Origin of the sequence: Streptomyces chlorus, from assembly GCF_042655885.1 — a bacterium.
Taxonomy (GTDB): domain Bacteria; phylum Actinomycetota; class Actinomycetes; order Streptomycetales; family Streptomycetaceae; genus Streptomyces; species Streptomyces chlorus.
Window position 1 is genome coordinate 49,309 of sequence record NZ_JBHSOA010000053.1, and the last position, 2,226, is coordinate 51,534.

The following is a 2,226-nucleotide window of genomic DNA, read 5'->3' on the forward strand; positions in this document are numbered from 1 at the left end:
CCCTTTCGGATTCCGGCCCTCGGCCTTCAGTAGCGGGGACAGGATTTGAACCTGCGACCTCTGGGTTATGAGCCCAGCGAGCTACCGAGCTGCTCCACCCCGCGTCGATGAATGCAACGTTACGTCAAGGATGCGGATGGAAGCAAATCCCTTTCGGAGCGGCCGTACGCCGCGGAGGTGCGGCGTCGCGGCCGCCCCGCCCCCGGGCGCGGTCACGCAGTCACGCAGTCACGCGGAGAGTTCCTCGCGTAGGGCGTCGCGCAGGCGGATCGCGCGTTCCGTCACCGCCGCCGGGCCCAGGGCCGCCGCGCGGTCGGCCCAGCGCTGCCCCTCGGCGAGTTCGCCCCGGCGCGCGTAGACCAGGGCGAGCCGCAGGGCGGCACGCCCATGCCCGGCGTCGGCCGCGCGGGCCCACCACACGGCCGCCTCGGGCTCACTTCCCTCCCGGGCCAGCAGCAGGCCCAGGTTGAACGCGCCGTTGCGGGAGCCGGCCTCGGCCGCCTCGCGGTACCAGCGGGCCGCCTCGACCACGTCGCCACGGGCCGCGGCGAGCATGCCGACCCTCACCTGTGCGCGCCGGTGGCCCTGCAGAGCGGCGCGCTCGTACCACTCCTCGCACTCGCTGCGCCGGTTCACCGGCTCGCCCAGCTCGTGCGCCGGCTCCGGCGGGCGACGGGCGTCCAGCACGGCCGCCAGGCGGTAGGCGGCCTCGGCGCTGCCGCCACCCGCCGCACACCGCAGGAACCGCTCCGCCTCGCCCTCGTCCCCGTCGCGCAGCCGGGCCATGCCGACCTGGAGCGCGGCCTCCGTGTGCCCGGCGCCCGCCGCCCGCTCGTACCAGCGCAGCGCGGTCGCCTCCTCCTCCCGGCCCGCGTGCAGGATGCCGAGGTTGAAGGCGGCGTCCACACTGCCCGCCTCCGCGGCCTTGGAGAACCAGGGCTCCGCGCCCTTCTCGTCGCCGGACGTCAGCAGCAGGATCGCCAGCGCGTTGGCCGCCTCGCGGTGACCGGCGTAGGCGGCGCGGCGGTACCACTGCTCGGCCGGTACGGTCCGGCCCTGTTCGGCGCAGAGCAGCCCGAGGTTGTACGCACCGTTGACGTCGCCCGCGTCCATCGCGGCCCGGTACCAGCGTTCGGCGGTCTGGGTCTCGCCGCGCTCGGCGTGCAGGGCGCCCAGCGCGTTGGCGGCGTTGCCGTCGCCGTCCTGGGCGGCGCGCAGCCACCACACGGCGGCGTTCTCGGTGTCGCCGGCGTCGCGCAGCAGGAATCCGAGCGCGCAGGCGGCCCGTGCCTCCCCGTCCTTGGCGGACATCAGGTACCAGCGGCCGGCCTCCTTGAGCTCGCCGCGCTTCTCCAGGATCGCGCCGAGGTGCAGCGCGGCCCTGCGGTGCCCCCGCGCGGCGGCCTGCCGGTACCACTGCTCGGCCTCCTCCAGGAACGGGAGGCCGGTGTCGTCGTCGGTGTCGCGTGCGGCCTTCCGGTCCAGCGCCCTCGCCAGCCGGTAGGCCGCTTCCCGGTGTCCCCGCTCGGCGGCCGCCCGCATCCAGCGCTCGGCACCGGCCGCGTCCCCGCGGTGTTCCAGCAGGTCGGCGAGTGCGTAGGCGCCCAGGGCGTGGTCCTGTTCGGCGGACTGGCGCAGCCAGTACTCGGCGGCGGGTTCGTCGCCGCGCTCGCGGTGGTGTCGGCCGAGCGCGTGCGCCGCCGGGGCCGACCCGGCGACAGCGGCGATCCGCCACCATCCCGCGGCCTCCTCCGGGTAGCCGCGCTGGAACAGGAGGACACCCAGGTTGTTGGCGGCGGCACGGTCGCCCGCGGCGGTGGCGGCACGCAGATGGGGTTCGGCTCCGGCGAGTTCACCGCGGCGCAGCAGCATGGCACCGAGGACGCTCATCGCCTCGACGTCGCCGGCCTCGGCAGCGAGCCGCCGGCGCAGCTCCTCGGCCGCCTCGTCGGCAGCTTCCGCGGTCTCGTCGCGAGGTTCCTCCCGAGGGGAGGGCTGCTCAATACGCCCTGTCTCGAACAGAGTTGTCCTGTCCCCCATAACATCCATCGTCGCACCACCTGCAACCTGGGTACACCTGGTATGCCGCAGTCAGTGAGGTCACTTCAGCGTTTTGTCGACATGCCCACAGAGAGACAAGTGAAACACAGATCCGCCAACTCCCGTCGTCGGCGCGGCCGTCACACGTCCCGGCACATGCGTTCGCACACCACAAAGGCCCGGATT

Annotated in this window: 1 protein-coding gene and 1 tRNA gene; both read right to left on the reverse strand. The window is 74.1% G+C overall.

From position 1 onward, the window contains the following. Positions 1-30: 30 nt before the first annotated feature. Positions 31-104, reverse strand: a tRNA-Met gene (locus ACFPZI_RS24060). A gap of 124 nt (positions 105-228) precedes the next feature. Continuing rightward, a complete protein-coding gene (locus ACFPZI_RS24065; protein WP_381366553.1) occupies positions 229-2,049 on the reverse strand; it encodes a tetratricopeptide repeat protein in 1,821 nt (606 codons plus the stop codon). Positions 2,050-2,226: the final 177 nt, after the last annotated feature.